This window comes from Sodalis sp. RH21 (assembly GCF_047324175.1).
Classification (GTDB): Bacteria; Pseudomonadota; Gammaproteobacteria; order Enterobacterales; family Enterobacteriaceae; genus Acerihabitans.
Map to the genome: position 1 here is coordinate 4,471,812 of NZ_CP178732.1, position 23,853 is coordinate 4,495,664.

The 23,853-nt window shown below is 57.4% G+C and carries 24 protein-coding genes; 6 read left to right on the plus strand and 18 right to left on the minus strand.

The features are described from left to right. Positions 1 to 50: 50 nt before the first annotated feature. Both frsA and gpt read right to left on the minus strand, forming a co-directional pair. Positions 51 to 1,295 carry an esterase FrsA gene (gene frsA, locus ACL2XP_RS20660; RefSeq protein WP_413735036.1) on the minus strand — a complete coding sequence of 415 codons (1,245 nt, stop codon included), beginning with the start codon at positions 1,293 to 1,295 and terminating at the stop codon, positions 51 to 53. Positions 1,296 to 1,445: 150 nt separating this feature from the next. Then, a complete protein-coding gene (gene gpt, locus ACL2XP_RS20665; protein WP_413735037.1) occupies positions 1,446 to 1,904 on the minus strand; it encodes a xanthine phosphoribosyltransferase in 459 nt (152 codons plus the stop codon). Positions 1,905 to 2,137: 233 nt separating this feature from the next. Here gpt and pepD point away from each other — a divergent pair, with 233 nt between their 5' ends. After that, positions 2,138 to 3,601, plus strand: coding sequence for a beta-Ala-His dipeptidase (gene pepD, locus ACL2XP_RS20670; protein WP_413735038.1), 1,464 nt, complete (start codon positions 2,138 to 2,140; stop codon positions 3,599 to 3,601). 23 nt (positions 3,602 to 3,624) lie between these two features. Here the strand turns inward: pepD and dinB are convergent, their stop codons facing one another. Beyond that, a complete protein-coding gene (dinB, locus tag ACL2XP_RS20675; protein WP_413735039.1) occupies positions 3,625 to 4,710 on the minus strand; it encodes a DNA polymerase IV in 1,086 nt (361 codons plus the stop codon). Between the two features lie 185 nt (positions 4,711 to 4,895). On the opposite strand from dinB, the gene dpaA reads away from it, so the two are divergent. Beyond that, the gene (gene dpaA / locus ACL2XP_RS20680) at positions 4,896 to 5,627 is read left to right on the plus strand and encodes a peptidoglycan meso-diaminopimelic acid protein amidase (protein WP_413735040.1); all 732 of its coding nucleotides are present in this window, start codon (positions 4,896 to 4,898) and stop codon (positions 5,625 to 5,627) included. Here the strand turns inward: dpaA and ACL2XP_RS20685 are convergent. The 10 genes from ACL2XP_RS20685 to ACL2XP_RS20730 all read right to left on the minus strand — a co-directional run bounded on the left by ACL2XP_RS20685 (position 5,598) and on the right by ACL2XP_RS20730 (position 14,992). Then, complete coding sequence (locus ACL2XP_RS20685; protein ID WP_413735041.1) at positions 5,598 to 6,365, minus strand: class II glutamine amidotransferase; 768 nt, start codon at positions 6,363 to 6,365, stop codon at positions 5,598 to 5,600. The two genes, dpaA and ACL2XP_RS20685, sit on opposite strands and share 30 nt — an antisense overlap. Before the next feature lie 37 nt (positions 6,366 to 6,402). After that, positions 6,403 to 6,984 (minus strand): D-sedoheptulose 7-phosphate isomerase, encoded by a 582-nt coding sequence (lpcA, locus tag ACL2XP_RS20690; protein WP_413735042.1) that lies wholly within the window; start codon positions 6,982 to 6,984, stop codon positions 6,403 to 6,405. A gap of 275 nt (positions 6,985 to 7,259) precedes the next feature. Continuing rightward, on the minus strand, positions 7,260 to 7,955 hold the full coding sequence (locus tag ACL2XP_RS20695) for an RraA family protein (RefSeq protein ID WP_413735043.1): 696 nt from the start codon (positions 7,953 to 7,955) through the stop codon (positions 7,260 to 7,262). Positions 7,956 to 7,975: 20 nt separating this feature from the next. Continuing rightward, complete coding sequence (locus ACL2XP_RS20700; protein ID WP_413735044.1) at positions 7,976 to 9,490, minus strand: MFS transporter; 1,515 nt, start codon at positions 9,488 to 9,490, stop codon at positions 7,976 to 7,978. A 56-nt stretch (positions 9,491 to 9,546) separates the two neighbouring features. Continuing rightward, positions 9,547 to 10,494, minus strand: a complete 948-nt coding sequence (locus ACL2XP_RS20705) for a 2-hydroxyacid dehydrogenase (protein ID WP_413735045.1) — start codon at positions 10,492 to 10,494, stop codon at positions 9,547 to 9,549. 49 nt (positions 10,495 to 10,543) lie between these two features. Next, the gene (gene idnR / locus ACL2XP_RS20710) at positions 10,544 to 11,536 is read right to left on the minus strand and encodes a DNA-binding transcriptional regulator IdnR (protein ID WP_413735046.1); all 993 of its coding nucleotides are present in this window, start codon (positions 11,534 to 11,536) and stop codon (positions 10,544 to 10,546) included. A 74-nt stretch (positions 11,537 to 11,610) separates the two neighbouring features. Continuing rightward, a complete protein-coding gene (gene idnO / locus ACL2XP_RS20715; RefSeq protein ID WP_413735047.1) occupies positions 11,611 to 12,375 on the minus strand; it encodes a gluconate 5-dehydrogenase in 765 nt (254 codons plus the stop codon). Between the two features lie 37 nt (positions 12,376 to 12,412). After that, on the minus strand, positions 12,413 to 13,444 hold the full coding sequence (idnD, locus tag ACL2XP_RS20720) for an L-idonate 5-dehydrogenase (RefSeq protein WP_413735048.1): 1,032 nt from the start codon (positions 13,442 to 13,444) through the stop codon (positions 12,413 to 12,415). 212 nt (positions 13,445 to 13,656) lie between these two features. After that, on the minus strand, positions 13,657 to 14,649 hold the full coding sequence (locus ACL2XP_RS20725) for a LacI family DNA-binding transcriptional regulator (RefSeq protein ID WP_413735050.1): 993 nt from the start codon (positions 14,647 to 14,649) through the stop codon (positions 13,657 to 13,659). Between the two features lie 202 nt (positions 14,650 to 14,851). After that, positions 14,852 to 14,992 carry a hypothetical protein gene (locus ACL2XP_RS20730; protein WP_413735051.1) on the minus strand — a complete coding sequence of 47 codons (141 nt, stop codon included), beginning with the start codon at positions 14,990 to 14,992 and terminating at the stop codon, positions 14,852 to 14,854. A 128-nt stretch (positions 14,993 to 15,120) separates the two neighbouring features. On the opposite strand from ACL2XP_RS20730, the gene ACL2XP_RS20735 reads away from it, so the two are divergent. Both ACL2XP_RS20735 and ACL2XP_RS20740 read left to right on the plus strand, forming a co-directional pair. After that, positions 15,121 to 16,281 carry a pyridoxal phosphate-dependent aminotransferase gene (locus ACL2XP_RS20735; RefSeq protein WP_413735052.1) on the plus strand — a complete coding sequence of 387 codons (1,161 nt, stop codon included), beginning with the start codon at positions 15,121 to 15,123 and terminating at the stop codon, positions 16,279 to 16,281. Further along, positions 16,269 to 17,042: an amidohydrolase gene (locus ACL2XP_RS20740; RefSeq protein ID WP_413735054.1), complete on the plus strand. Its 774-nt coding sequence runs from the start codon at positions 16,269 to 16,271 to the stop codon at positions 17,040 to 17,042. The genes ACL2XP_RS20735 and ACL2XP_RS20740 overlap by 13 nt, the downstream gene beginning before the upstream one ends. A 45-nt stretch (positions 17,043 to 17,087) precedes the next feature. Here the strand turns inward: ACL2XP_RS20740 and uraH are convergent, their stop codons facing one another. From uraH to ACL2XP_RS20765, 5 genes are all read right to left on the minus strand, one after another. Then, positions 17,088 to 17,423: a hydroxyisourate hydrolase gene (gene uraH / locus ACL2XP_RS20745; RefSeq protein ID WP_413735055.1), complete on the minus strand. Its 336-nt coding sequence runs from the start codon at positions 17,421 to 17,423 to the stop codon at positions 17,088 to 17,090. Next, the gene (uraD, locus tag ACL2XP_RS20750) at positions 17,420 to 17,917 is read right to left on the minus strand and encodes a 2-oxo-4-hydroxy-4-carboxy-5-ureidoimidazoline decarboxylase (RefSeq protein WP_413735057.1); all 498 of its coding nucleotides are present in this window, start codon (positions 17,915 to 17,917) and stop codon (positions 17,420 to 17,422) included. The genes uraH and uraD overlap by 4 nt, the downstream gene beginning before the upstream one ends. Positions 17,918 to 17,939: 22 nt before the next feature. Further along, a complete protein-coding gene (gene hpxK, locus ACL2XP_RS20755; RefSeq protein WP_413739238.1) occupies positions 17,940 to 19,208 on the minus strand; it encodes an allantoate amidohydrolase in 1,269 nt (422 codons plus the stop codon). Next, positions 19,208 to 20,437 carry a pyridoxal-phosphate-dependent aminotransferase family protein gene (locus ACL2XP_RS20760; protein ID WP_413739239.1) on the minus strand — a complete coding sequence of 410 codons (1,230 nt, stop codon included), beginning with the start codon at positions 20,435 to 20,437 and terminating at the stop codon, positions 19,208 to 19,210. The genes hpxK and ACL2XP_RS20760 overlap by 1 nt, the downstream gene beginning before the upstream one ends. Before the next feature lie 335 nt (positions 20,438 to 20,772). Beyond that, on the minus strand, positions 20,773 to 21,615 hold the full coding sequence (locus ACL2XP_RS20765; protein ID WP_413739240.1) for a MurR/RpiR family transcriptional regulator: 843 nt from the start codon (positions 21,613 to 21,615) through the stop codon (positions 20,773 to 20,775). A gap of 140 nt (positions 21,616 to 21,755) precedes the next feature. On the opposite strand from ACL2XP_RS20765, the gene ACL2XP_RS20770 reads away from it, so the two are divergent. Beyond that, complete coding sequence (locus tag ACL2XP_RS20770; RefSeq protein ID WP_413735058.1) at positions 21,756 to 23,342, plus strand: gamma-glutamyltransferase family protein; 1,587 nt, start codon at positions 21,756 to 21,758, stop codon at positions 23,340 to 23,342. A gap of 118 nt (positions 23,343 to 23,460) precedes the next feature. After that, positions 23,461 to 23,844, plus strand: a complete 384-nt coding sequence (gene hpxZ / locus ACL2XP_RS20775) for an oxalurate catabolism protein HpxZ (RefSeq protein ID WP_413735059.1) — start codon at positions 23,461 to 23,463, stop codon at positions 23,842 to 23,844. The last annotated feature ends 9 nt before the right edge of the window (positions 23,845 to 23,853 follow it).

Genomic DNA, 23,853 nt, shown 5'->3' on the forward strand with positions numbered 1-23,853 from the left:
AATAGACTTCTTTGTTTAGCAAACTAATTGAATAAATTAATCTTCAATTATTAAATATTTTTCAGCCAATCACAAATTTCACTTAAAGCCCGCTGAAAATTCTGGTAAACCGGCGCCGGTTTGACCTGCAGGAGTTTGCCCGCCAGGGATGACGAGGCGATCAGCGCCGCGTCCTGTTTGGGGCTGAAAGGATCGTTATCCCAATAACCGGCCAGCATCGGCGTCGGGCAGCGGCGGCCCAGCAATCCCTGGGTTTTCAGCGAATAGCGGTTCAGCTCGGTCTTCAACGCCGCGTCCGAGGCATGGGCCATGCCGATGCGGCTGGCGAGCACGTCCATATACATATCCGGCGCCCGATCCTGCCGGGCGCCGTCGGTGAGCAGCCCATGCACCACCGGCCCGAGGCAGGCGACGCCGCGCAGGCGCTGCGACTCCAGGTAGGCCAGCCGTACGGCGATATTGGCGCCAAAGCGAAAACCGAACGCCGTGACGCGCCGCGCATCGATCCAGGGAATATCCGCCAGTCCTTTAAGCACCTGTTGATGGAGGAAACTGGAATCCTGCGTCAGCGTCCATTTCGACGAAAAGCCGATGGACGGCATGTCGATGGTCAGCATCGCCATGCCCGCCGGGGCAAAATAGTCGTGGAACAGGCGATAAGTGTCATTTTGCAGCATATCCAGGCCGCCGCAGACCAGCACGGTGGGGAACGGTCCGCCGTCTTTTTGCGGCAGGTGCAGGAAACCGGTGACTTTGCCGCCGCCGCTGACGGGGAAGGTTAACGCCTTGAGCTCATAGCTCAGGTGCCCCGCGGCCTCTTCCCAGGCCCGGTTGGCCAGGGTTTGCGCCTGTTCCGCCAGCGTATCGCCGCATAAATGGGGGTAAGCGGCAATGCTGTAGAAGTTGGCCGCCTGCAGCCAGTAGCGGCCCGCCGCCGCCGGATCGGTTTCATCCATGCCGCGCTGCTGCCACGCCATGCCCTGATGGGACCATTCGTATATCCAATTACCGGGGCGATAGCCGATCACGGTATCCAGCAAGCGATCATCGGTGCGTTCGGATTTGCTGGCGGCGATGCGGGCCAGGACTTCCTCGATCTCCCACGGATCAATGCCGCGCCAAATCCACAGCAACCGGTTGATCATGCGATACCAGTTACCGGGATTGGTGCCGTCCAGGGCGGCGAGTATGGGCGCCTGTCCGCCGGCATGGCGCGGCCGGGTGACCAGGGTCGAGGTTTCCTGCAGTTTGAATGAGGGTTTAAATAGTACTTCGCTCAGATTGTTACCGCTCATTGAACCATCGCCTCCGCAACGCCGGATTCCCATGAAGCCGGCATAATATTAGCAAGGTTACTCATTAAGCGGTAAAAAGACAAACGCCCGACGGCGGCCGGGCGTTGGTAACAGCGTTACGGGTGCGGAAAACGAACGTCCGGCCCGGCGTTATTTGCCCACCAGCGGCGGAATAAACACCACGCCCATGTCCCAGGGTTGTTCAATCCAGGTATCCTGAGGGATATCGACCATATAGTCGTCAACCAGCGGCCGGCCAGCGGGCTTGGCGAAAATAGTGACAAAATGTGCCTTGGGATACATATCGCGGATCGCTTTGGCGGTGCCGCCGGTATCCACCAGATCGTCAATAACGATAAACCCTTCGCCATCGCCTTCAGCGCGTTTAAGCACGGTCAGTTCACGCTGGTTGTTATGATCGTAGCTGGAGATGCAAACCGTATCCACATGGCGGATATTCAGTTCACGCGCCAGCAGCGAGCCGGGCACCAGGCCGCCGCGGCTGACCGCGATGATGCCTTTCCATTGGGATGCTGGCAGTAGCCGTTCGGCCAGTTTGCGCGCCTGAATTTGCAACATATCCCAGGTTACGACGTATTTTTCGCTCATAAATGCTGTCCCAGCCGGATTGGGTCGGCTTAAAAGTACAGGGAAAAAAGGTTGCGCGAGATTATAAAGATGCAACCAGGGAAATACCAGCGCTACCGCCCTTTTTCCGCTCACTTTCACCATTGTTGAAGGTAAAGTGGTATTCTTTCTTCAGTCTTGGGTAACCATCCGACCGGCTATGCGCCGTTAATGACGACCAGGCCGGGTCTTACGTTGTAACAGGAGTTTTTATCGTGTCTGAACTGACTCAACTTTCGCCTCAGCCATTATGGCAAATTTTTGCCAAAATCTGCTCCATACCGCATCCCTCATATCATGAAGAAGCCCTGGCCAGCCATATTCTTCGCTGGGCGCAGGAAAAAGGGTTGCATGGGGAGCGCGATGAGGCAGGCAATATCCTGCTGCGTAAACCCGCAACGCCGGGTTATGAAAAACGCCGGCCGGTGGTGCTGCAAGCGCATCTGGATATGGTGCCGCAGAAGAACAGCGATACCATTCATGATTTTACCCGCGATCCGATCCAGCCTTATATTGATGGCGATTGGGTCAAGGCGCGCGGCACCACCCTGGGCGCGGATAACGGCATCGGCATGGCGTCCGCGCTGGCGGTGCTGGCGGATGACGGCGTACAGCACGGCCCGCTGGAAGTGCTGTTGACCATGACCGAAGAAACCGGCATGGCCGGCGCCTTTGGCCTGCAGCCCGGCTGGCTGCAGGCGGATATCCTGATCAACACCGACTCCGAGGAAGAAGGCGAGATTTATATGGGCTGCGCCGGCGGGGTGGATTTTAAAACCGTGCTGCCCCTGGAGCGCGAAGCGGTGCCGGCGGGTTACCAGGTCGTGAAACTGACCATTAAAGGGCTCAAAGGCGGCCATTCCGGCGGGGATATTCACTTGGGTCTGGGCAATGCCAATAAGCTGCTGGCCCGTTTCCTGTTCCAACATGCCCAGGCGCTGGATATCCGCCTGCTCGATCTGAGCGGCGGTACGCTGCGCAACGCGATTCCCCGCGAAGCCTTCGCCACCCTGGCCCTGCCGCAGGAAAATACCGAAAGCCTGAACCAGCTGGCGCAAGCCTATCTCGCCACCATCGCCGGCGAACTGGCGGCGGTGGAAAAGAAGCTGGCCATTGCGGTTGAAGACGCGGCGTCGGACGCGCAGGCGCTGACCAAATCCTGCGGCGATCGGCTTATCGCCCTGCTCAATGCCATGCCCAACGGCGTAATCCGCATGAGCGACGATGTGAAAGGCGTGGTGGAAACCTCCCTGAATGTGGGCGTGGTTTCCATGGAGGCCGGGCAGGCGCATATCCGCTGTCTGATTCGTTCGCTGATCGACAGCGGCAAAGACGAAGTGGTCGGCACCCTGACCGCGCTGGGCCGGCTGGCCGGAGCGGAAACCGCCGCCAAGGGCAGCTATCCGGGCTGGAAACCGGACGCCAACTCGCCGGTGATGCATCTGGTGCGCGAAACCTACCAGAAGCTGTTCAATAAGACGCCGAACATCCAGGTGATCCACGCCGGGCTGGAGTGCGGTTTATTTAAAAAACCGTACCCGCAGATGGATATGGTGTCCATCGGGCCCACCATCACCGGCCCCCATTCCCCGGACGAGCAGGTGCATATCAAAAGCGTCGGTCAATACTGGACCCTGCTGACCGCCTTGCTTAAAGCCATTCCCGAAAAGAACCGATAGGTCTTTATCCCACGCGCCGCGCCTCAGGGAAGAGGCCGGTGCAGCATATCTTCTTCCCAATTGAGCATCAGTTGCCGCTCGATTTGCGGGTCCAGCAGCGTCACGTGCAGCCCCACCAACCTTACCCCGCGATCGCCGCGCCGCTGATCCCACGCCTGGCGTGCGATATGTATCAGATCCTGCTTGTTCAAGCGCGGCCAGACATGTTCCTGGGTGGTTTGCTGGAAATCCGCAAACTTGAGCTTGATTCCTTGCCGGGCAATATGCAGATCCGGCCTGACCCGGGCCAGACGGCGCTCCAGCTCGGGGTAAAGCTGCTCGATAATCGCCGCGCAGTCCGCCCAATCGGCAATATCTTCCGCCAGCGTGCGCTCGACCCCCACCGACTTGCGCAGGCGCTCCGATGAGATTTCACGCTCATCGATTCCCTGAGACCGTTCCCACAGCACCCGGCCGAATTTGCCAAATCGCTTAAGTAGCGCCGCCAGGTCGTAGCGCTGCACGTCGGCGCAGGTGACAAGCCCCATCTCGGAGAGTTTTTTAGCGGTCACCTTGCCCACCCCCGGGATTTTGCCCAGGGGGAGCTGGGCCAAAAACGCCGGCACCTGCTCGGGGGTAATGACAAACTGGCCGTTGGGTTTATTGAGATCCGAGGCGATTTTGGCCAGAAACTTCACCGGAGCCACCCCGGCCGAGGCGGTAAGTTCCAGTTCATCCGCTATATCCTGGCGGATGGCCTGGGCCATCAGGGTCGCCGACCCGCTGCAACAGCCGCTGTCGGTAACATCCAGATAGGCTTCGTCCAAAGACAAGGGTTCAATCAGCGGGGTATAACGGCCGAAAATACGCCGGATATGCTCCGACGCTTCTTTATAGGCGGCCATGCGCCCGGGAAGCAAAGTCAGGTGCGGGCAGAGCTTCAGCGCCATGGCGGTGGACATGGCGCTATGCACCCCGTATACCCGCGCAGGGTAATTGGCGGTGCTGATTACCCCGCGCCGGTCCGCGCTGGCGCCGATGGCCAGGGGGATATCGCGTAACGCTGGATTATCGCGCATTTCCACCGCCGCGAAAAAGCAATCCATATCCACATGTATGATTTTACGCATCCACCTCCCCCTTTGACTGTATAAGTATACAGTAATCCAATTAATTTATACAAAACGTATCTTGATAAATGTGTAGGCAGTGCTATCTTGTCGCTGTTTTATTTGTTTTACTTGACGTTTTTAAGGGTCTGCCGCCGGCGTCCGTTGCCCGGCATCTTGATTATTTTGACTACGCAGGATTAATAATGGGCAAAATCGCACTGTTGTTTGCGATGTTGTTTTGTATACCGGCATTAACGTCCGTTAGTTATGCCAGTGAGCAGCCGCAATTATCTAAAGAATTAAAGTCGCAGTTAATCGGCTCGCCGGTTTTTATTCAAATATTTAAAGAAGAACGGACGCTGGAACTCTACGCCAAAGTCGGTAATGAATACCGTATGTTGGATAGCTATCGCATTTGTAATTTTTCCGGCGGCCTGGGCCCTAAACGCCGCGAAGGCGATTTTAAAAGCCCTGAAGGGTTTTACGCCATTACCAACCGTAATCTGAATCCGAACAGCCATTACTATCGGGCGATTAATATCGGCTTTCCGAATGCCTACGATCAATCCCGCGGTTATTCCGGCGCGATGCTGATGATCCACGGCGACTGCCGCTCAATTGGCTGTTACGCCATGACCGACAGTTATATCGCCGAAATTTATCGTTATGTGGAAGCGGCGCTGCTTAACGGCCAGGCCGAAGTGAAAATCAATATTTTCCCGTTCCGCATGACCGAGTCGAACTTACAGCGCCACCGCAATTCAACCGATTATCCGTTCTGGCGCTCCCTGGAACCGGGCTATGCCTATTTCGCCCAGTACCACCAGCCGCCGGCGGTGGCCGTGGTCAATGGGCAGTATACCGTCAGCGCGCCGCTGCAATTGCGCAGCGGCGCGCCGTTGGTATCACAATTCGCGCTCGCCCAGCCGAAATAGCACGCTCTCCCCTGGCGCGACCTTGTGCCAGGTTTCATTACCGGTCAGCGGCTGCGTGGCGATGACCGTCACCACATCATTGGGCGTGGTTTGCCGCTGGAAATCGATCTCTACATCCTGATCGATCAGCGTCGCCTTCCCAAACGGCGCCCGCCGGGTAATCCAGTATAAATCCGTCGAACAATACCCCATGACAAAACAGCCGTCGGACAAGAGCATATTGAATATGCCCTTTTGCCGCAGCTCGTCCGCCAATTCGGCTATATACCGGAACACCGCCGGCCAGTTGGCGGGCCGGCGCGGATAACGCTCCGCCAGGCGCGCCAGCAGCCAACAAAAGGCATATTCGCTGTCGGTCTGCCCCACCGGTCGGTACGTGCCGGTTTTTAACCGCCGGAACCCGCTGAGCTGGCCGTTATGCGCAAAGGTCCAGTGGCGTCCCCATAATTCGCGGGTGAACGGATGGGTGTTTTCCAGAGACACCTCGCCGCGGTTGGCCTGGCGGATATGCGACACCACGGCGCAGGATTTAATGGGATAATCCTGCACCAGCCGGGCGATAGGCGAGTTAAAGCTTGGCAGCGGGTCTTTGAAGGTCCGGCAGCCCAGGCCTTCATAAAACGTGATGCCCCACCCGTCCTTGTGCGGCCCGGTACGACCCCCACGTTGCACTAACCCGGTAAAACTGAAGCAAATGTCCGTCGGTACATTAGCGCTCATCCCGAGTAGTTCGCACATGACCCCTCTCCTTTACCATTACGTCTCGATGCCGTAGCTAAGCCGCCGCCATCTCTTTTTCAATCAGCTGGATCAGGATATGGATCACCTTGATATGGATTTCCTGGATCCGGTCGGCATAACCGAAATGCGGCACGCAAATTTCAACATCGGAGGTGCCGGCCATTTTGCCGCCGTCTTTGCCGGTCAGGACGATAACGTGCATGCCCTTGGCGCGCGCCGCTTCAATAGCACGGATTATATTGGCCGAATTGCCGGACGTGGAAATGCCGAGCAGTACGTCGCCTTTATTGCCGATGGCCTCGATATAACGGGAAAATACGAAATTGTAGCCATAATCGTTGCTCACGCACGACAGATGGCTGGGATCGGAAATGGCGATGCCCGGATAGGCCGGACGGTCGTCGCGATAACGGCCGGTCAGCTCCTCGGCGAAATGCATGGCGTCGCAATGCGATCCGCCGTTGCCGCAGGAAAGGACTTTGCCCCCGGCCTTGAAGGAGTTGGCGATAAGCCTGGCGGCGTCTTCGACGGCCTGTAGTTGGCGATCGTCGCTGAGAAAGTTGGCAAGCGTGGTTGCGGCTTCGTTGAGTTCACTGCGAATCAAGTCCTGATACATGAGTCCCTCGGTATATGCTGGCTAATTCATTGATGATTCCAGCCACCAGTTTACCGGAATGGGGAAAGCGCGAGAAGCGAAGTTAGCCCTTCCCCTTTGCGTTACCACATGAAAGTCGCGGTTTTGCGATAAACCGGTCAAATTCACCGCGACACGGGCGCATCCCGAAACTGAGCCACGCTTCCGGCTGCTCCGCTCGAAAATACCACCGCCAGGAGGCTGGCGTGCCAAACCTGGCGGCAGCGCATTTGCCGCCAGGTTCGCCCGCAGCTGTGTTATTGATAACTGCCTTCAATAATTTCGACGTTTTTATCCGCCAGCGTTTGATCGATCCACCCCCGAGATAACGAACCGGTTTTAGCCAGTTCGAAATTGCGCATATCGACTTTTAAATACGCCCGTGATTCCTGCAATATGCGCTGCGCATCCTGGCGCGGGATGATAATTACGCCGTCGGCGTCGCCCAGAACGATATCTCCGGGGCAGACATGGATCTTGCCGCAGGCGATCGGCACGTTAATTTCCCCGGGGCCGTCCTTGAAGGGTCCGCCGGGAGTGTGCCCGGTGGCGTACATGTGATAATCCATTTTGGAGATACCGTCGATATCGCGGATGGGGGCATCCAGCACCAGCCCCTCGATGCCGCGGAAACGAGCGTATGTGGTCAGGACTTCGCCCATCAGCGACTGGCTGCGATCGCCTTCGTTCGAAAGAATAATCACATCATCCTTCCCCGCCATATCCAAGGCCTTATGCAACATCAAATTATCGCCGGAGCGTCCTTTCACCGTCAGGGCAATGCCGCACATGACCGGTTTAGTGGGTGCGCTCCACAGCCTGATGTCACAGGACAAGGCGGGTAAACGGCTCATGCAGTCGGCCACCACCGCGGCGGGTAATTGCCGAAACGCCGACAGATATTGAACCGCGTCCATGGGGCGTTGCAAAAATACTCTATTGCCTATCGTCATGTTTATTCCTCCACTGATGTTTAATGTTGTTGCTCAAATTTTTCGGCAACGGAAATTTGCTCTGAGGTGGTTTTACGGGTAAAGGCGCCGCTTAAACGGGTGCCGTCTACCGCGTCGTAATAACGCAATGCTTCCGGTTTTAACCAGCGCTGTACCCGTGAAGGCATGTCGAAGCCAATCAGCAGGATCACCACAAAAGTTAAGGTGAAAGACAAGCCGCCAAGCGCGGCGCCGAGACTGAAATTTTTGGCAATGGTGGCGCCCAGGACCGGCGCCAGCGCCCCACCCAAGGACCCGATGTTATAAATAAACCCCAGGTTGGCCGCACGCTGATCGGTATCAAAATAGCCGCTGATCATTTTGGCTAATAATCCGCCGACGCCCTGGCTAAACATCTGCTGCAAAAAGATCAGAATGCATAACAGCCAGACGCTCGAACCGGTCAGGGCAAATAGCGGGATAACCAATATTTGGGCAACCAGCAGGCTAAGCACATAGGTTTTGCGGGTACCAAACCGATCCCCGGCGATACCGGCGACGCAGCAGCCCAGCCCCATGCCGAAACGGCTGAAAGAAAACACCAGCGCGACAATTTCCGGCGCAAAGTGGAGTTCGGTTTTTAAATAGGTGGGCAGCAGGGCGTGGATGGGCCAGCCGTATAAAAATACGCACAGGATCATGACGGTAAGCATCAGACTGGTGGGCCACCGTTTGCCGCCGCTTTGCACCAGGAACGAGATGAAAATGATGGCGGTAATAACCCCGAGCAGTGCCACCAGCGCTGGAGTGGTGCCGTGATCAAAGCAGAGATAGAGCGCGGCGGCGGCTACCAGGGACATAATGATGTTCATCAAACGGGTGGATTTATGCGGGCCGCGATACAATACGTCGATCATGGTCACTACCGGCGCGGTGGTTTTGTCCCGATTCTTCGCCCACTCTTCGGCTTCCGGGATGGCGCGCCTCAGCCACAACGCATAAACGATGGGAATAATGCCCAGATAAAATAATACCCGCCAGCCCCACAGCGGCACCACCAAACTGTAGGCGAGTACCGAGAGAATGGCCCCGGCCGAAAAACCGGAGTTGAGAAAGGCGCTGGCCTTATTGCGCATATCCTTCGGCCAGGTTTCGATCACATAGGCCGAACTGGTGCCGTATTCACCGGCCATCCCTACGCCTACCACCACCCGGGCGATGAACATCCAGGTATAATTGGGCGCCAAGCCGCAGGCCAGCGTACCACCGGCGAACATAATGATACTGGTCACCATGGCGCTTTTTCGACCCCATTTATCACCCATTGCCCCTAATGCCAAGCCACCGAACCAGCGCAGGATAAACGCCGCCGACACCAGGCCCGCAGCTTCGATGGTGGACACCTGGAATTCCACCATAATTTCGGTCAGCACCAGGGTGATAATGACAAAATCAAATCCATCGAGCATATAACCCATCCAGGCGGCCCAAAATGCTTTCCATTGCGGACGGGTGATACGGTGGAACCAATGGGGTTGTGGAACGATGTTATTCATCTTTCACCTCAACGGGATTAGCGCTGCGCAATAATATAGACATAAAGTCACCTGATTCAGTTAACCGGCGTTAACGCCACGTTGCGGGTAAAATAACTATCGAGATTATCGAATACGTTATCCGCCATCGCCTGGCGTGTCTCTATAGTGCCGCTGGCGATATGCGGTGTTATCACCACATTGTCCATGGCGAACAGAGCCTCTGGAATATGCGGTTCGCGTTCGTACACGTCCAGGCCCGCGCCGCGCAGGGTGCCGTTGCGCAATGCGTCAACCAGATCGTTTTCATTAACCAGCGAACCGCGCGCGATATTAATCAGGGTGCCGTCTGCACCGAGCGATTCAAACACACGTTTATCGATCGTACCTGAGTTGGCGCCACCGCCTGGCAGGGACAGCACCAGGAAATCGCTAAAATCGGCCAAGGCGTGGATATTGTCAAAACGCTGGTAATCAGCGTGGACGGTGCTAGATCGGTCGCAGTAGCCCACCTGCATATCAAACGCCCTGGCGCGGCGAGCAATGGCCGATCCTATTTTCCCCAAACCCAGGATGCCCAGCTTTTTGCCGCTGACTTTATGGCCCAGCAGGGGGGCGGATAACGACCACTGTCCCGAGCGGGCAAACGTGTCTTGGAACACAATTTGTCTTGAAGTGGCAAGTACCAGTCCCATAGCCAAATCGGCTACATCGTCGGTTAAAATATCCGATGTGATGGTAACAATAATATTCCGTCGCCTGGCCTCGGCTAAATCAATAGCATCGGTTCCCACGCCAAACACCGCAATAATTTCCAGATTGGGCAATCTGGCCATAATCGAGGCATCCAGACCAACGTCGCCGCGGGTGGCCACCGCGCGAACGTTCTGGCCAACGGTGTGTAAATACGTGTCGATATTTTTTTCCGCGTATAAAAAACCACACTTAAATCGCTTGGTTAAGCGCTGCGTAACTTCATCCATAAGCGGCTGGATGACCAATACGTTTATAGGGTCATTATTCATGGTTCTCTCTTTATAAATGAAGGTTAATAATGTCGTTTTAATTTAATAACTAGATTGTCTCTCCCTGGAAAATATCAAAACCAACGTCAATGGTGCGAGTTACCGGCCGTGAGTTTATTTTATTTATCAGCATTTCCGCTGAGAGTTTACCGATGGCAAAACGCGGCGTGTTGACGCTTGCCAGCATAGGCGTTACCGCCTTGCCGATATCAAGCCCGTGAAATCCGGCGATGGAAATCGTGTCGGGCACGGAAATATTATTGCGTAGACACTCAAAAAGCACGCCAACGGCAATATCATCATTGGTGCAAAATATGCCATCCGGTGGAACCTTTTCTTTTAACGCCTGCTGCAGCATCAGGGCACCGAGTGAAAATGAGGATATCTTATTCGGCGTCAGCCGATAAACGTCTAACCCGTGCTTTGCCATCGCCTGCTGATAACCGGCATAACGTTGGTTATCGCGCTGATCGTCCCGTGAACTGAAGTAATAAATTACTCTTTTTCCACGACCAATCATGGTCGTGACCATTTCATAAGCAGCCACACGGTTATTAAAGCCGATTTCAATATCGATTTGCGGCTCTAATGTATCCATAATTTCCACAATAGGAATATTGGCGGCGGTTAAAAATCCGCGCGCGCGGGACGTATGGGATTTTTCACATAACACCAGCCCTTCCACATCATACGACATCAGGTTAAGAATTTGCTTCTCTTCTGACACCGAAGAATAGTTATATTCCGATATCAGTAATTGAAAGCCATATTGACCGGTAACCGATTCCATGCCCGCCAAAATATCGGCAAATACTTGGTTTTGAAATGAAGGAATCAATATACCGATCGCACTGCTTTTTGCATTCAGCATCATATTCGCTGAACGACTCGGCACATAATGGATATCTTCCAGCACCCTGGCTATTTTTTCCCGGGTGCCGAGGCTTACGCTACTGGGTTCACGCAAATAACGGCTAACGGTCATTTTGGTCACGCCGGAAAGAGCCGCGATATCCCGCAGGCTTACCCGATGATTACGCATTGCTTGCTCCTTGCGCGATAGCTTATTAAATAAATCCGGGACAGCGTGCAGCTACCCGCGTTCCACGCAGGGGTTTACACCGCCACCAACATGCCGCCATCGACAAACAGTAAATGACCATTAACGAAGTCAGACGCTCTGGATGATAAAAAGATCGCCGAACCGATTAGCTCTTCCGGATCGCCCCAACGGGCCGCCGGCGTGCGTTTACATAACCATTGGCTAAATTCCTGATCCTCTACCAGGGCACGGGTCATTTCGGTCTTGAAATATCCCGGAGCGATACCGTTAATTTGGATATTATACCTGGCCAGTTCCACGCACATGCCCCTAGTCAGCATTTTCACCGCCCCCTTCGACGCGGCGTAAGGGGTAATCGTATCCCGCCCCAGCTCGCTTTGCATGGAACAGATATTGATGATTTTGCCCGCATTACGCTTAACCATATGCCGAGCCACGGCTTGGGATACCAGGAACACCGACTTTTGATTCACATTAATCACCGCGTCCCAGTCCTGTTCGGGAAAGTCCAAAAACGGGTGGCGACGCTGGATCCCGGCGTTGTTGATCAGTACATCAATGGCGCCGATACGCTGCTCTATATCCGCTACCGCCTGCCGGACCTGATCAGCCGACGTGACGTTAAACGGCGCGCTGTAGGCGATTATTCCTTGTTGACCGAGCGCCTCCACCGCCGCTTCAGTGCGATCGGCGGTGATATCATTAATGATGATTTCAGCGCCCTGTCCTCCCAGTCCTTTCGCCAGTAAAAACCCAATGCCCTGGGCGGAACCGGTAATCAGGACCTTTCGATGGGTCAGGGAAAATAAGTTTGTCATGCATAAATCCTTACATAATGGGCCGTGCGGTGACGGGTTAAAAAACAATCTGGACTTTGGACGCGACGGCTTTATTGCCGGCGAACTCCATGGCCTGAATAAAATCCGGTTGCGCATATTCAGCGGACAACAGGGGCAGCGGGTCGATGATATGCTGTTCCAGCCATTCCACCGCCGTACGGAATTCCCCGGTAAACCGGAAGGTGCCGGTTAAGTGCAGTTCCTTGGCAATAACCGTCATCAGGGGAAATTCAGGGATGGCCCCACCCATGCCCACCAGCACGATGGTGCCTTTGGCGCGGGTAACGTCCAGGCAACGCCCCTGCGAGGACGGGTGCCCGGATGCCTCGAACGCGATATCAAAAAAGCCTTTATCCGCCTGGTAATCCGTCCATTCCAGCGCATCGGCGGCAAATGATTTATCTGCCCCCAAGGTAAGCGACAGCTGCCGGCAGCGTTCGCTGGGATCGGCGGTGACGATTTCCGCGGCCCCTTTAGCTTTCGCCACCGCGACCACCAGGCTGCCGATGGGTCCGACGCCGGAAATAAATACCCGTTTGCCAGTAATATCGCCCGCTTGATTAACCGCATGGATGGCCACGGCCAGCGGTTCGGCAAAAACCATAATGCGGCCGTCTACGATAGGATCGAATGGAATGCACTGCGCGCTGTCGACGATTTTATACTGGGTAAATCCCCCATCAATATGCGGAAAATACATAGCACTGCCAAAAAACTTCATTTTTACGCATTGATTTTCATCGCCGCCAAGACAATATTTACAAACGTGGCAAGGTTTGCTGGGATTAATGGCTACGGTGCGGCCTTTTCCCAGCGTCGGGTCATCTGAGGCGATAACTTCACCGATAACTTCATGACCAAGAATCATAGGAGCCTTAACCGCATACGCCCCTACCTTGCCGTGTTGATAATAATGTAAATCCGAGCCGCATATACCGCCACGGGTTATTTTTATCAAAGTCCCCTGCCCCTGATACTCTATTTCCTGGGGAGTGATGCCAAGGCTTTTAATACCGAAAACTACACAGGCTTCAGAAATGATTTTCATAACGTCTTCCATAATTAATTTCTGACAGTAAACAATGTAAGCAGTATAAAAAACGTGACATATATCACGCTGAATTATTGTTACACTACCTTGTTACGCATAACACAACTCTGGTCACGCAGAACTAAATTACTCTTTATTTCATTGCAATTTTTTATATAGACGCAGGCGGTCACAGTAATAAAAAACCGCTGGATTTTTTAACGGAAATATTAAACTGTTTCGCCGAGAAAAATGTTAAATCCGACGTCGAGGCAAGTTTCTGTTTCGATATTTTTTATTTTACTGGTGATCATTTCACCCGCAAGCCGACCCATTTCCCAGCGCGGCGTGATCACGCTGGCCAATAATGGCGTCACCGCTTTGCCGATATCCAGACCATGAAATCCTGCTACCGCCATATCCTGAGGGATACGATATCCTCGTTTGAGACACTCAAATAATACGCCTACCGCCAGATCATCGTTAATACAGAAAAAACCATCGGTACGGGGATTGGCCATTAATGCCTGCTGACATAGTTCAGCACCCAGTAGCGATGACGACATTCTATCCGGGGTCATTCTGTGACTGGCCAAGCCATGGGCAACAACGGCATCCTGATATCCGCTAAAACGCAGTTGATCACGATAATCGCAATAGGTACTGATATAACAGATATTGCGTTTCCCGGCGGAAATCATCGCGTTGACCATTTCAAATGCCGCCCGCTTATTATCAAAACCAATCGCGCAATCTATCCTGGGGCTGGTGCTATCCATCATTTCTACTATAGGTAATCGGGTCGCCTGTAAATAGCACATCGCCTTTAAAGAATGGCTGCTTTCGCTTAAAATGATCCCTTCGATATCACTGGATAACATCGATATTATTTGTTTTTCTTCTTCATCCAGACTGGAGTGATACTCCGAGATGGTCAGTTTGAAGCAGCTATGCTGCATCACATGCCCAAGCCCTTTGAGAATGTCGGAAAACACGGCGCTTTTAAATGTTGGAATCAACAAACCTATCGTGCGGGTTTTCTGCTGCGGCAACGTACTTTCGCTAGCGTCGATATTGTACTCAATAGCCTGCATGACCTCGTGTATTTTGCTGCGCGTTTCTGAACTGACCTGTCTGGGATTGCGTAAATAGCGGCTGACAGTCATTTTCGTCACACCAGAGAGCGTGGCAATATCCTGTAAACTCACCCGATGGTTACGCATAACATTTATCCTGGTTGTCGGTGCCCTTATACAGCCCGCGCGACACCTTTTATTCGGCTCTACTCTTTTATCACGTGGCGTAGATGCATTAAACGGGTTTACTTAAATTAAATATGTGATGCTAATCACATGGTTTTTTTGTTACATTGCATTGTTACGCTTAACATTAACAGCGTCACATAAGCCTGTTAACAGCGACTTATCATTCTTGCCGCTTTTTTTCCAGCGGACTCCTGGCGCTGACGGTTTGCATTTTGGAAATCGTGCTGCGATTGACATTGGCGCGGGCCGTCGCTTCCGCTTGAATCCAGCCTTTGGCTTGGCGACGCTTGGCCCATGCCATACCGGTTTATTTCAGAACCGCAAAACCCACTAACTTTAGCCGTTTACCCATCTAAACGTCCCGATTGTTAATTACGCTGAGCGTGTTATATTGGCTTAAAAACCGGCTTTTGAGAGTGGTAATTAGCCATGAGCAGCAAGACGTACGTTCCTGAAAGCAAGCTCCCGTCGTTGGGCACCACCATTTTTACCCAAATGAGCGCGCTGGCGCAGCAGCATCAGGCCATCAACCTGTCGCAGGGATTTCCCGACTTTGACGGCCCCGACTACCTGAAAGCGCGGCTGGCGCATCATGTGGACCAGGGCGCCAATCAGTATGCCCCCATGACCGGCGCGGCGCCTCTGCGCGCGGCGATTGCCGATAAAACCGAGCTTATTTATGGCTGGCGGCCGGATCAGGATTTGGAGGTCACGGTGACCGCCGGCGCCACCGAAGCCCTGTTTGCCGCCATCAGCGCCCTGGTGCGCGCCGGCGACGAGGTGATCAGTTTTGATCCCAGCTATGACAGTTATGCTCCGGCGGTAACCCTGGCCGGCGGCGTCAACCGCCGCATCGCGCTGCAACCGCCGGCCTTCAGCGTGGATTGGGCGGCGTTTCGCGCCCAGCTCAACGACCGTACCCGGCTGGTGATCCTCAATACGCCGCACAATCCGTCCGCCACCGTCTGGCATGCCGCGGATTTTGAACAGCTGTGGCAGGCCATCGCCGGACGGGAAATCTATGTACTGAGCGACGAAGTGTATGAGCATATCTGCTTTGACGCGGCGGGCCATGCCAGCGTGCTGGCGCATCCGCAGCTGCGCCAGCGGTCCATCGCCGTCTCGTCGTTTGGCAAGACCTATCATATGACCGGCTGGAAAGTGGGCTACTGCGTGGCGCCGGCGGCGCTGAGCGCCGAGGTGCGCAAGGTGCATCAATACCTGACGTTCGCGGTGAATACCCCGTCCCAGCTGGCGCTGGCCGATATGCTGCGCGCCGAACCGCAGCACTGGCGGCAGTTGCCGGATTTCTATCGCGATCGCCGGGATCATCTGGTGCAGGCCCTGGCGCCCAGCCGCCTGGAATTGCTGCCCTGCGCGGGTACCTATTTCCTGCTGGCCGATTACAGCGCGGTTTCCGATCTGGATGACGTCGCCTTCAGCCAGTGGTTGACCATCAATATCGGCGTGGCGGCGATTCCCCTGTCGGTGTTTTGCGCCGATCCTTTCCCGCACAAACTGATCCGGCTCTGCTTTGCCAAGCAGGACGCCACCCTTGATGCCGCCGCGGAGCGTTTATGTCGACTTTAAAAATCAGCCTGTTGCAGCAACCGCTGGCCTGGATGGACGGCGAAGCCAATCTGGCGCATTTCGACGGCCTGCTGGCCGCCGCCAGCGGCCGCGATGTGATTATTTTGCCGGAAATGTTCACCACCGGTTTCGCCATGGAGGCGGCGGGCAACGCCCTGCCCCAGGGCCGGGTGGTGGAATGGATGCGGCAATGGGCCGACACCGCCGACGCCTTGATTGGCGGCAGCGCCGCCATCGGCACGCCTGACGGCGCGGTAAACCGCTTTTTGCTGGTGGAACCGCAGGGCCGGGTGCATGTGTATGACAAGCGCCACCTGTTTCGCATGGCGAATGAGCATCAATATTATCAGGCGGGCCAACGGCGGCTGGTGGTGGAGTGGCGCGGTTGGCGTATTTTGCCGCAGGTGTGTTACGACTTGCGTTTCCCGCTATGGTCGCGCAACCGGCAGGATTACGATTTAGCGCTGTTTGTGGCCAACTGGCCGGCCCCGCGCGCATATCACTGGCAAACCCTGCTGGCGGCGCGAGCCATTGAGAACCAGGCGTACGTGGCGGGCTGTAACCGCGTCGGCAGCGACGGCAACGAGCACCAATACAGCGGCGACAGCATGATTATCGACCCGCAGGGCAAGGTGCTGGCCCAAGGCGCCCCGGGCGCGGCGGTATGCCTGGAGGCCGAATTATCGCTGGACGCGCTGCGCCAGTATCGCGAAGCATTCCCCGCCTGGATGGATGCCGATACGTTCAGCCTGGGCGAGTAGCACGGCGCGTCCGGCCGGCGGCGCGCGGGTTGATACCGGATGCGCTCAACTGCCCCGATAGGTGGACCAGCCATAGGGGCTTATCAGCAGCGGCAAATGTAAATCCGTATCGGTTTCGCGCATAAAAAAATCCACTATGGTGGCGCAATAGAGCGATGAAATCCCCTGGCGCGCAAACCAGGCGCCGACGGCGGCGTTCATACGATAACGGCCCGGCATGAGCCCCTGCGGGGTCAAGGTGCGCAGCCGGCCGTCGTCATCCGTGTACCCCTCGCTGATTTTCTCCCACATTCCGTAGCGTTCGATCTCCAGCTTGATTTTGACGTTGGCCGCCGGGATACCGCGCGAGGTATCCAGTATATGGGTGGTAACTTTGCTCATTGTGATATCCCTTCTTGTAAACGTAACAGGGCTATTTCCCTTAGTTGCAGGGCGGTTTCCCGCTGCTCCTGCGCCCGGCTGTGCGTCAGGCGCCGTTGCAGAAGGGCCAGGATTTCGTGCCCGCTGCGTCCGGCGGCGCGCACCAGGAACATCTGGCCGAAGCGCTGTTCATAGCGGCGATTGCCGGCCAGCAGCTCAGCGGCAAGCGTTGCGTCGGCCGGGTCCACCGCCGCCTGCTCGCGGCGGGAATGGCGGGATTGAACATCGCCGCCGCCGGGCCGTTCGCCGATGCGCGGATGATGGACCAGCGCCCCGGCTACCTGCTCCGGCCGCCAGCCCAAGGCCAGATCCCCGGCCAGCGCGATCAGCCGATCCCTGCCGGCAAACGGCCGGGCCGCGATAATGGCGTCGGCCCAGGCGGGGATTGCCGCGCAGGCCAGCAGCATGTCGCTGACGGCCTGCCGAGGGGCCAGATTAAAATCATCAAGCGTCACGATCAATCCTCCTTTCGCCCTACTACGTTAGGGATATCACCGCATCGGCATAGGCGCGGATCGCCAGCGCCACATCCGCCGCCAGGACCGATTCATCCGGATGATGGCTGATGCCGCGCTCGCAGCGTACAAACAGCATGCCCACCGGCCAACATTCCGCCACCGCGATGGCATCATGGCCGGCGCCGCTGGGCAAAGCCGGGCTAACGGACTGGACCCGGCATACGCTGTCGCCGAGCCGCGCCTGTAAAACGGCGTCGCAAGGAGTGGCGTCGATGCGGTAGAACTGTTCCGCCGTAAACGTCAGCCCGCGCGCGTGGGCGATGGTCCCGGCGCGATCCAGTAACGCCGCCAGCAGCGCGTCCAGCCCGGCATTGGCCGGGCCGCGCACATCAAGCGTCAATGTCACGTCGCCCGGGATCACGTTCACCGCCCCCGGCAGGCACTGCAACATGCCCACCGTCGCCACCCACTGCGGCCCGTGGGCGGCGGCGAAATCGTCAATCTCCGCGATCCAGCGCGCCGCGGTGGTCAGCGCGTCCCGGCGCAGCGCCATGGGCACCGTGCCGGCGTGCCCGGCGACCCCGCTGAACCGGCAGTTCAGCCGGCGGGCGCCGTTGATGGCCGATACCACGCCCAGGGCCAGCCCCGCCTGCTCCAGACAGGGTCCCTGTTCAATATGCAGTTCCAGATAAGCGCTGAAGGCACGGGGATCGCGTTTAGCCCGGCCGATGCGCAGCGGGTCTAGTCCCGCCTGGCGCAGGGCCTGGGCCACGCTGATACCGTCCGCATCTTCCCGCCCCAGCCAATCGGCGGGCCAGGTACCGGTAATGCCGCGGCTACCCAGCAGGGCGATGCCGAAACGCGCGCCCTCTTCGTCGGCAAAACCGATGATTTCAATCGCCCTGGACAGGCGCAATTGCCGGCTGTGCAAAAATTGCACCACTTCAATGGCCGCCAGCACCCCCAGCATGCCGTCATAACGCCCGGCATTACGCACCGTATCCAGATGCGAGCCCAGCAAAATGGCCGGCAGATCGGGTTGCAAACCTTCATAACGCCCGCAAATATTGCCGACGCTATCCTGCCACACCCGCATACCCGCCGCGCGCAGCCAATCGGCCACCTGAAGATTGGCTTGCACATGCTGCGGCGACAGATAACGCCGGGTCAACTGGCCCGGGGTTTCGGTAATTCCGGCCAATATATCGCAGCGCAGCATCACCCGCCGGGCGGCGTCATCGGCCAATTCCGCCGGCATCTCCGCCTGCGGCCGCCGATGCGCCCCCATCACGCCTGCGCCCCATAGCTATCCCAGGCCGCCTGGAGTCCGGCGCCCTGCGGGCTGACGAATCCGAGCCGGTGCAATACGCCTTCCAGGGCGCCGAGGGTTTGCATCACGCAGTCTTTGCGGGCGTTATAACCCATGGTGCCGATACGCCAGATTTTGCCGTGCAGCGGCCCAAACGACGTGCCGATTTCGATGGCGAAATCATTGAGCATCATCTGGCGTACCTGCTCGCCGGCGATGCCCGGCGGAATCACTACGCCCAGCACATTATTCATTTTATGCCGCATATCCCCGAACACCTCCAGCCCCATGCCGCGAATGCCGGCCAGCATCGCCCCGCCGTGCAGCTTATGGCGGGCAATGGCCGCGTCGATCCCCTCCGCCAGCAACAGGCGGGCGCATTCACGGGCGGCAAACAGCATGCTGGTGGCTTCGGTATGGTGATTGAGCCGCTCCGGTCCCCAGTAATCCATGATCATGCCCAGATCAAAATAATTTGAGTAAATCATCTCGTCCTCGCCTTGCCGATGCTCGGCGGTGCGGATGCCGGCTTCCACACAGGCGCGACGGCGGATGGACGCTTCACAACGCGGACTGAGCGTCACCGGCGCGCTGCCGGAGGGGCCGCCGAGGCATTTTTGCAGGCCGGCGGACACCGCATCCAGCCCCCAGGCGTCGGTTTCCAGCGGATTACCGCCAAACGAAGCGGTGGCGTCGCTGTAAAACAGTACATCGTACCGTCGGCAAATGTCCCCCAGCTGTTCCAGCGGTTGCAGCATAGTGGTGGACGTATCGCCCTGCACGGTTAACAGCACGCGCGGGCGCACCCGTTTGATGGCGTCCTCGATCGCCTCGGGACTGAACACTTCCCCCCAGGGCGCTTCGATGCTGTGCACGTCCGCGCGGCAGCGCCGGGCAATCTCGCACAGCAGATGGCCGAAGCGGCCAAACACCGGCACCAGCACTTTATCGCCGGGACGGATCGCCGAGACCAACACCGCTTCGATACCGGCGCGCGAGGTGCCGTCCACCAGCAGCGTCCAGCGGTTTTCGGTGCGAAACAGCGCCCGGTACAGCGCCATCACCTCGTTCATATAATCGGTCATCGCCGGATCGTACTGGCCAAGCAGTTGGCTGGCCATCGCCCGCAGCACCCGGGGATCGGCGTTTATCGGCCCCGGTCCCATCAGCAGGCGGTGCGGGGGATTGATTTGATCGAAATTTGCCATAGTCACTGGTGTATCCTTTTGCCCTGCCTTGAGGCAGTCAGGTAAGCGTAATGAAACTATCGGTTCTTATTTATGTCATCTGCAACTAAATTTGCAACTACTGTGCCATCTCGCCCGCGCGTTTGACAAACCCGGCGCGGCGGCGCGCAAACCGGGTTTTCAGGGAATGCAGGCGGATAGCGTGCAAATAATATCCAAGTAGCGCCCGGGGGAATTGAGGACCGTCCAGAAGACTTGGCCGCACCAATTGAGGGATAAAGCACCTTTTTAGGGCGCAATCCGGCAGCCGGGGGGATAAATCGGGGCAATCAGTGGCGCGGTTCCCATCGGCGCCGTCAATCCCGCGGCTCCAGTTCATCCAGTTCGCCATACAGCCCGGCGATTTGGTGGATTCGCAGCCGGCCGGCCGCCAGCGCGTCATGCAGCAGAGCATTGCTGATAAGATTCACCAAACTCATGGCCGAGGAGTAGGAATCAAAGGCGGACACGCTGTCCAGGGGGACGGCGAAATGCCAGCGGGCCAGGGGAATTAACGCGCGCGCCTGGGGTTCGCTAATCAGCAATACCGGCACCTGGCGGTTTTGCAGTTGCGCCAGCAGCGGACGGATTTGCCGGGGGCGCCGGCGAAAAGCCACCACGATAACCATATCTCCCGCATCAAGATCGACAATATCTTCGGACAGCGTCTGGCCCGGCTGCGGCAACAAGCTGACCTGCCCGCGGATCTGCACAAGCTGCTGGCGCAGGTGCATGGCCACCGGGTAGCTATTGCGCAAGCCCACCAGGCACAGTCTGCGGGCATGTTGCATCCCCTGGATCACCGCCGCGAATTCTTCCGCATCCTGGCGCGCCGCCCAGTGCGCCAGGTTGGCCATCTCCTGTTTATAATGGCGCGCCAGCAGGGTATTGCCCTGCACCGCGTCACGGCTGTCGGCCAGCGGCATTCCGCTTTGGCGCAGGGTGCGCAGTTCCTCGCGCACCTGGCGATAGCTGGCATAACCCAGCCGCTTGAACAGGCGGCTGACGGTCGCCTTGGACACGCCGCTCAGCCGCGCCAGCTCCGCGCTGTTATAGCTGGTCATATCGTCATAATGGTCAAAAATAAACCCGGCTACCCGCTGCTCCTGCGGCGAAAGCTGCTCATAGCCGGCGCGCAGCCGCTCGTTAAACTGCATAATCGTCCTTTCCCGATGGCCCTGTATTGCATTCTACCCTAGCATAACTTGCCGTTCGGCGGGCATGCCCGCGCGCGGCCGCAGGTTGGAACGCCTCTTGCTTAATAATTACCATGGCCTACGGGGATAAAGGAAGCATCAGCATGATCAACAGCAATATGGCCCCCATGGGTATGGCGGTGACTCCGCACCATCTGGCCAGCGAAAGCGCGCTGGCCATTCTGCGCGAAGGCGGGAGCGCCATTGAAGCCATGGTGGCCGCCGCGGCGACCATCGCGGTGGTCTACCCCCATATGAACGGACTCGGCGGCGACGGATTTTGGCTGATCGTGCCGCCCCATGGCGATCCTATCGCCATTGACGCCAGCGGCCCGGCGGGCGAATTGGCCACTACCGGCTTTTACCAGGGGGAAACCCGCATTCCCCACCGCGGCGTCAAATCCGCCTTAACGGTGGCGGGCACCGTGGGCGGCTGGCAGGAAGCCCTGGGCATTGCGCGGGAGATGGGCGCCCGGCCGCTGCCGCTGTCGCGCCTGCTGGCGGATGCGATACGCTACGCCGCCGACGGCATGCCGCTGTCGTTATCCCAGGAACAGGCATCCCGGGCCAAGTTCGCCGAACTCGCGGAGCTTAAAGGCTTTGCGCCGCTGTTTTTGCCCGGCGGAAATGTGCCCGCCGCCGGCAGCCGGTTTACCCAGCCGCAATTGGCCGCCACCCTGACCACCCTGACCCTGGAGGGGCTGGACAGTTTCTATCGCGGCACCGTGGCCGCCGCCATGGCCAAAGATATGGACCGCCTCGGCATGCCGGTAACCGGCGCCGATCTGGCGGCCTATCGCGCCCAGCGGCGCACGCCCCTGCGCCTGCTGCACGAGCAGGGGGAGATTTATAATCTGGCGCCCCCGACCCAGGGGCTGGTATCGCTGATGATACTGGGACTTACGGATCGCCTCGCCATGAGCGGACAGCCGGAAAGCCAGACCATCCACCGGATTGTCGAAGCGACCAAGCTGGCGTTTGCGCTGCGCGATGAGCTGATAACCGATCCCGGCCATATGACTATCGATGCGCAGGCCCTGCTGGCGCCGGAGGTGCTCGCCGATCTGGCCGGCCGTATCGATTGCGCCCGGGCGGCGCCGTGGGGCAGCGAGCTGGCGCCGGGGGATACGGTATGGATGGGCGCCGTTGACAGCAGCGGGGTCGCCGTCTCTTTTATTCAAAGTATTTATCACGAATTCGGTAGCGGCGTGGTGCTGCCCGCAAGCGGCATCCTGTGGCAAAACCGCGGCGCATCTTTCAGCCTGGACCCGCAGCATCTCCGGGCGCTTGAACCGGGCAAATATCCCTTTCATACCCTTAATCCCGCGGCGGCGCGGCTGTACGACGGCCGCACCATGGTATATGGCTCCATGGGGGGAGACGGCCAGCCGCAAACCCAGGCGGCGGTGTTTATCCGCCATGTGATGCAAGGCATGCCGCTGCAGCACGCCATCAGTGCGCCCCGCTGGCTGCTCGGCCGCACCTGGGGACAGGCCACCGATACCCTGAAGCTGGAGAGCCGTTTTTCCGCTGCTACCGTGGCCGCCCTGCGCGCTTTGGGACACCGGGTGGAGATGCTGCCGGACTATAGCGAATCCGTCGGCCACGCGGGCGCGGTGATACGCCATATCAACGGCATGCTGGAAGGCGCGTTCGATCCGCGCAGCAACGGCAGCGCCGCGGGATTCTGATTCTGGCTGAGCGCGAAAACATAATGACGCCGGCAACGTCCGGCAGTGCTACTCTAACCGGCCGGGCGCTGGAGCGACGCGGCATTGTCATAGTGACCACAGCAAGAGTAAACGCAGCATGAAAAGTGAATTTATCGATCGTCCCGCCATTTTGGCGGAAGTTAACGCCGCTTTTTACCGCTATGAGCAAGCGTTAATCACCAACGACGTCGCCGTGCTCGATGAGCTGTTTTGGCACGATCCGCGTACCATCCGCTACGGCGCCGGCGAAAATCTCTACGGTATCGAAGCGATCCAGGCATTCAGGGCGACAAGACCGTCGGCGGGCCTTGACCGCATATTGCAAAACACGGTAATCACCACCTATGGCGACGATCTGGCGGTGGCCAGTACGGAGTTCACCCGTGCCGACAGCGATAAAACCGGCCGCCAAACGCAAACCTGGGTGAAACTGGCCTGCGGCTGGCGAATTGTCGCGGCCCATGTCAGCCTGATGAACTAAGCCCCGCCG